Below are 6507 nucleotides of genomic sequence, written 5' to 3'. Positions count from 1 at the left end.
TGGAGGCTCGCGCGGGCGGGAATCGTTCTCGCCCAGCATGGCGTCCGGTTCGTTCCCAAAGGGCAGCCGGTGCCGCTGGCGCTACGGGCAGCGCGCCTCGCGACGCTGCCGATCACGATCCTGGCGGCGCCGTTCAACGTGGGCCGGCCCAAGCAGCAGCGCATCTCCTCGGCGCTGGCAGCGCTCGGGCCGTCGTATATCAAGCTCGGGCAGTTTCTCGCCACGCGTGCGGACGTGATCGGGCCGGAGGTGGCGGGCGACCTCAGCCGGCTGCAGGACAAGCTGCCGCCGTTCAGCATGGCGGAGGCGCGGCGTGCGGTCGAGGACGCGCTCGGCGGCAAGCTCGAAGACCATTTCGTGGAGTTCGGCCCTCCGGTGGCGGCGGCCTCCATCGCGCAGGTGCACAAGGCCATCACGCTCGACAAGGACGGGACGCGGCGCACGGTTGCGGTCAAGATCCTGCGGCCGGGCGTCGAAAAGCGGTTCAAGCGCGACCTCGACAGCTACTTCTTCGCGGCGCGCATCATCGAGCGCGTGCACGGGCCGTCGCGGCGGCTGAAACCGGTGGCGGTGGTCGAGAATCTCGCGCGCACGACCGAGCTCGAGATGGATCTGCGCCTCGAAGGCGCGGCGATCTCGGAGATGGCGGAGAACATCGGGGCGGAGGAGCGCTTCCGTGTTCCGACCGTCGACTGGAAGCGCACGGCCAAGCGCGTGCTCACCACCGACTGGATCGACGGCATCCCGATCTCGGACGGCGCACGCCTCAAGGCCGACGGGCACGACCTCAAGGGGCTCGGGCTGGTGGTGCTGAGGAGTTTCCTCACGCACGCCATGCGCGACGGCTTCTTCCACGCCGACATGCACCAGGGCAACCTGTTCGTCGACAAGGCGGGCAACGTGGTCGCGGTCGACTTCGGCATCATGGGGCGGCTCGGGCACAAGGAACGCCGCTTCCTGGCCGAGATCCTCTACGGGCTCATCACGCGTGACTACAAACGCGCGGCGGAGGTGCATTTCTGGGCCGGCTACGTGCCGCCGCATCATCCGGTCGAGGTGTTCGCGCAGGCGTTGCGCGCCATTGGCGAGCCGATCCATGGGCGCACGGCCGACGAAATCTCGATGGCGGATCTCCTGGGCCAGCTTTTCGCCTACACCGAAGTGTTCGATATGCAGACGCGTCCGGAGCTGATCCTGCTGCAAAAGAGCATGGTGATCGTCGAGGGCGTGGCGCGCAGCCTCGATCCGTCGCTCAACATGTGGGTGGCGGCGGAGCCGGTGGCGAAGGAGTGGGTCTCCGCCAACTATGGCGCGCGCGGCGCGGCGAAGAAGGCCGGAGAGGGTGCCACGACGCTGGCGCGCGTGCTGGCCGAGGTTCCGTCCATGCTGGCGGAAGCGGAGCGCGCGTCGGTCGGTCTCGCGGAGATGGCGCGCGGCGGGCTCAAGCTCGATCCCGCGAGCATTGAAAGCATCGGGGAGGCATCGGCCCGGCGCGATCGCTGGACGCGCCTCGCGACCTGGATTGGCGCCTTGAGCCTCGCGGTGCTGGCCGCGAAGTACGTGGGTTGGCTGTAAGGCCCCGTCTCCGCTTTTCGCGGGGTAAGAGAAAAGAAAAGGGCGGCGAGTTGGTGGCTCGCCGCCCTTTTGCATTCAGAGAGCGAGACGCGCCTTACTTCTGGCCCGGCTCCTCCTCCTTGTCCTTGCACTCGAAGTCGAGCTTCACCCACGGCGTGTCGACCTTGCACTTGCCGTCCTTCTTGGTGAAGACGTCGCCGAACTCGCCGGCCATACCTTCGAGGTCGATGCCCTTCTTCTCGTTCTCGGCCACGCTCTGCTCGTCAGTCTTCGGCGCCTCGGCGGCGGGTGCCTCGGCTTTCGGCGCTGTGCTCGCGCCCGGCGCGGGAGCCGGAGCGGCCTCGGCCTTGGGCGCGGCGGGAGTAGCTGCTTCCTGCGTGCTGCAACGCTGCAGATCGGCGGGCGCCTTGGTCCAGACCATGGTCTTCGACAGGAAGCTCAGGCCGGCATAGCCCTTGACCTTGAGCGTGCCGTCCGCGAGCGGCGTGATCTCGACGTTGTAGTTCTTCTTCTTCTCGGGGCTGTAGATCCAGGCGTCATCGCCGCCCCAAACTCCGCTGCCCGTGCTCACCAGATCACCGATGATCTGGCGGCCGCAGCCCTTGGAGTCGGATGCCGGATCCTTGACCCAAATAACATGACCGCAGAGCTTGCCGCCGCAGTCCTTGATCTCGATGGCGCCGCGGCCGGTGTCGTTCATCCACACGCCGAGCGGATCGTTGGCGGCGAGTGCGGGAGCGGACGCCAAAAGCAGGGCCGCAAGCGCGGTGAAGCCAACAGTGTGTTTCTCGAACGGCATAGCTGCCTCCTGGTTGTTGTCACGGTTCCGAACAGCCGCGGATGACCTCGCGTTCCGGCACCCGGACGCTCGCGGCAAGCCCGAAAACCCCGGACCTATCGCAATCCTCAACTCTAACGCAAAAAAGCGCTGTTCCTCCGGAAACATCTCTGCACGGATAACAGCGGAGAAATAGGCCGCAATTCAATCGTCTCGACGACGGCGGCGCTCAAAAAGCCGACCCAGAGCCGGCATGTCCGTGAAGCTATCTTCCGACGGCGTGGGGCGAAATTTCGACCAGCAGGCCGTTATCGAGCACGACGACACGGTCCATTCGTCGCGCCAATTCCAGGTTGTGGGTGGCGATCAACGCCGCCACGCCCTCGCTGCGGAAGAGGCCGATCAGCTCGTGAAACACCAGCTCGGACGTTCTCGGGTCGAGATTACCAGTCGGCTCGTCTGCCAGGATCAGGCGCGGGCGGTTGGCCAGCGCGCGGCAGATGGCGGTGCGCTGCTGCTCGCCGCCCGAGAGCTGCGCGGGACGATGGTCGAGCCTCTCACCGAGCCCGAGCGAGGTGAGAAGCCTGCGCGCCCGCTCCTCTCCTTCACGGCGCGAAAGGCCGAGGATCATCTGCGGGATGGCGACGTTCTCGAGCGCGGAGAACTCGGGCAGGAGCTGATGGAACTGATAGATGAAGCCCATCTCCGAACGGCGCACCCGCGTGCGGCCCTCGTCGTCGAGCGTGGTGCAGTCGCGGCCGGCGACGAGCACATGCCCGGCATCGGGCGTCTCAAGAAGGCCGGCGATATGAAGAAGCGTCGATTTGCCGGCTCCCGACGGTCCGACGAGCGCCACGCACTGGCCCGGCCACACGTCCACCGAGGCGCCGGCCAGCACATGGATCTCGCGCGAGCCCTGGTGGAACGTGCGCTGGAGGCCGATCAGGCTCAGGACAGGGATGTGCTGTGCGGTCATCTCGTGCACGGGCGATTCCCTTTGTCGTGCCGATGCAGGAACATGCTTCTTCCGGACTGACTGGTCATTCGTAACGAAGCGCCTCGACGGGATCCATGCGGGATGCGCGCCAGGACGGATAGAGCGTCGCCAGCACGGAGAGTGCAAGCGCCATCAGCGCGATCGACGCCGTCTCGGTGGGGTTGATGTCGGCGGGAAGGCGCGTGAGGTAGTAGACTGTCGGGTCGAATACCGCCGTGCCGGACACCCAGGCCACGAATTGGCGGATCTCCTCGATGTAGATGCAGAAAACGATACCAATGATGCACCCGGCAATGGTGCCGACGACGCCAATCGATGCGCCCGTGATGAGAAAGACGCGCATGACGGCACCTTTGGTGGCTCCCATGGTGCGGAGCACGGCAATGTCGCGGCCCTTGTCCTTAACCAGCATCATGAGGCCGGAGATGATGTTCAAGGCCGCGACGAGCACGATCAGCGACAGAATGATGAACATGACGTTACGCTCGACCTCGAGCACGGTGAAGAACGTCTCGTTGCGCTGTCGCCAATCCGACACGTAGACGGTCGGGCCCACCTCTCCGCGTATGCGCGCGGAGACCAGGTCCACCGCCTCGGGGTCCTGAAGAATGACCTCGATCATATCGACGGCGTTGCCGGCGGCGAAATAGCGTTGCGCTTCGCCTAACGGCATCAGAATGGTGGACTTGTCGAACTCGGCCATCCCGAGCTCGAAGATGGCCACCACAGGATAGGCCTTCGAGCGCGGCACGATGCCGACCGGCGTCGACGCCCCGCGCGGCGTGACGATGGTAAGCTCGCTGCCGATGTTGACGTTCAGCATGTTGGCGAGGCGGGTGCCGATGGCGATGCCGCGCGACTCGTCGAAACCGTCAAGCGTGCCGTAGCGGATGTTGCCTGCGACGAGCGGCATCGATTTCAGGTCGGTCTCGCTCAGGCCGCGGACGCCGGCCGCCATGGCGCCGCCCCTCCAGGTGACCATGACCGGGCCTTCGACCAGCGGCATGGCGCGGACCACGCCTTGAGCCCGCAATATAGCCTCGGTGATGCCGGGATAGTTCTCAATGCCGCCCTGCCCGCCGATCTGAGAGACGATGATGTGGCCGTTCAGCCCCAAGATCTTGGCGAACAGATCCTTGCGGAAACCGTTCATGACAGCCATGACGATGATCAGCGTCGCAACGCCCAGCATGATGCCGAGAAAAGAAATGGCCGCAATGACGGAGACGAAGCCTTCTTTCCGGCGCGACCTCAAATAACGGGAGGCAAGCAGCCACTCGAATGGCGCGAACGGCTTGGTATCGGTCGTCGCTGCCATTAGGTGCCCTTCCGTTTCTTTCTCGTTATCAGACCGGAACACGCTGATCGATGACGCTCCGGATCGTGCGCTCGATGCCGGCCTCGACCGCGAGCGTTTCACGTGCGCCTGTCTTGCGATCCTTGATCTCGATCTCGCCGGCCTTCACGCCCTTGGGCCCGACGATCACCTGATAGGGCACGCCGATCAAGTCCATGGTCGCGAATTTTGCGCCCGCGCGGTCGTCGGTATCGTCGTAGAGCACGTCGATGCCGGCCGCCTCAAGCCGGGCCTTGATGTCGAGCGAGGCTTTGTCGGTTGCAGCATCGCCGGCCTTGAGATTGACCACGGCAACCTCGAACGGCGCTACCGGCACCGGCCAGACGATGCCCGCATCATCGTGGCTGGCCTCGATGATCGCGCCTGCGAGCCGCGACACGCCGATACCGTACGATCCCATCACGAGCGTCACCTGCTGGCCATCGGGCCCCTGAACACGGCAGTTCATGGGCTCGGAGTATTTGGTGCCGAAGTGGAAAATGTGGCCGACCTCGATGCCGCGGGCGGAAATGCGCTTTTCGGCGGGCACCTCAGCCTCGAAGCGGGCGGCATCGTGCTTCTCCTCGGTCGCCGCGTAGCGCGACGTCCAGTCCTGGAAGATGGGCGAAAGGTCGCCCCAAAAGTCCGTATGCGGGCCGGGGATCTCGCCTTCGATCAAGTCCTTATGGCAGAAGACCTGGCTTTCGCCGGTCTCGGCCAGAATGATGAACTCGTGGCTCAAGTCGCCGCCGATGGGGCCGGTGTCGGCCTGCATCGGCACCGAGCGTAACCCCATGCGGGCAAAGGTGCGCAGGTAGGCGACGAACATGCGCTGGTAGGTCGCCCTGCTCGCCTCTTTGGTCAGATCGAAGGAGTAGGCATCCTTCATCAAGAACTCGCGGCCGCGCATGACACCGAAGCGGGGGCGGATCTCGTCGCGGAACTTCCATTGAATATTGTAGAGGTTCTTGGGCAGGTCCTTGTAGCTCTTGATACCGTCGCGAACGATGGTGGTCACCACCTCCTCGGCGGTTGGACCGAAGAGCATTTCACGCTCATGGCGGTCCTGAATGCGCAGCATCTCCTTACCGTAGGCCTCGTAGCGACCGCTTTCCTTCCAAAGGTCCGCAGACTGGATGGTCGGCATCAGAATCTCGACGGCGCCGGCGCGGTTCTGCTCCTCGCGCACAATGGCCTCGATCTTTTTCAGGACCCGGAGACCGAGCGGAAGCCACGAATAGATGCCCGCCGCCGACTGGCGGATCATGCCGGCACGCAGCATCAGCTGGTGAGAGACGATCTCCGCTTCCTTGGGTGTCTCGCGCAGGACCGGCAGAAAAAAGCGGGATAGGTGCATGGGGTCCTGTCTTATGTTGCAGTGCGAATTCGGGAGAAAGGACGGGCGCCGGGAGCCGTAACCCCAAGGTTTCGGGGAAGCTCCGCAGGCGTCAATAGCCAGGATTGCGGATGAGGGCAATCGAGCATCGCGCGGTGCCCACTGCGGCCCTCGTCCGTGGTCAAACGGTGATGGATGCTCGCTCGCGAGCGAGCACCTGCATCATCCTTGGGCACCTGCGTTTTTTTCTCTCAGGACCCGTGACATAGCGCCGCCGTTCGGCTATGGTGCGCTCGTTCACGTGACAGGGGCGTAGCCAATGAGATCCAGATGGCTCGGGGCCCAGGTCTAGGGAGAAAATGGCAGTCGAACCGGGGTCATGCCTCGGTATCTTCAAGCCAACAATGAGCAGACGGCGCATCAAGCGCCGCTGACACGAGCCAAGAGTGGAAAGAGCAAGGCGCCTGCCTTGCTCTTTGCATTTT

The 6507-nt window shown here is 64.5% G+C and carries 5 protein-coding genes; 1 reads left to right on the top strand and 4 read right to left on the bottom strand.

What is annotated here, in order from left to right; genetic code table 11:
• Nucleotides 1-1575: 2-polyprenylphenol 6-hydroxylase (gene ubiB, locus QZV93_RS01620; RefSeq protein WP_295555426.1), on the top strand; the 1575-nt coding region annotated here is incomplete at its 5' end.
• A 94-nt stretch (nucleotides 1576-1669) separates the two neighbouring features.
• On the opposite strand, the gene QZV93_RS01615 is transcribed toward ubiB, so the two are convergent.
• From QZV93_RS01615 to proS, 4 genes are all read right to left on the bottom strand, one after another.
• Complete coding sequence (locus QZV93_RS01615) at nucleotides 1670-2374, bottom strand: DUF2147 domain-containing protein (protein ID WP_295555424.1); 705 nt, start codon at nucleotides 2372-2374, stop codon at nucleotides 1670-1672.
• A gap of 244 nt (nucleotides 2375-2618) precedes the next feature.
• Entirely contained in the window at nucleotides 2619-3329 is a 711-nt protein-coding gene (locus QZV93_RS01610) for an ABC transporter ATP-binding protein (RefSeq protein ID WP_295555628.1), read from the bottom strand.
• 64 nt (nucleotides 3330-3393) lie between these two features.
• A complete protein-coding gene (locus QZV93_RS01605; protein ID WP_295555423.1) occupies nucleotides 3394-4668 on the bottom strand; it encodes a lipoprotein-releasing ABC transporter permease subunit in 1275 nt (424 codons plus the stop codon).
• A gap of 28 nt (nucleotides 4669-4696) precedes the next feature.
• A complete protein-coding gene (proS, locus tag QZV93_RS01600; protein ID WP_295555422.1) occupies nucleotides 4697-6043 on the bottom strand; it encodes a proline--tRNA ligase in 1347 nt (448 codons plus the stop codon).
• Nucleotides 6044-6507: the final 464 nt, after the last annotated feature.

Source organism: uncultured Hyphomicrobium sp. (assembly GCF_902826555.1).
Lineage (GTDB): Bacteria > Pseudomonadota > Alphaproteobacteria > Rhizobiales > Hyphomicrobiaceae > Hyphomicrobium_C.
The sequence above is the reverse complement of the archived record's forward strand: the minus strand, read 5'-3'. Positions and strand labels throughout refer to the sequence as shown.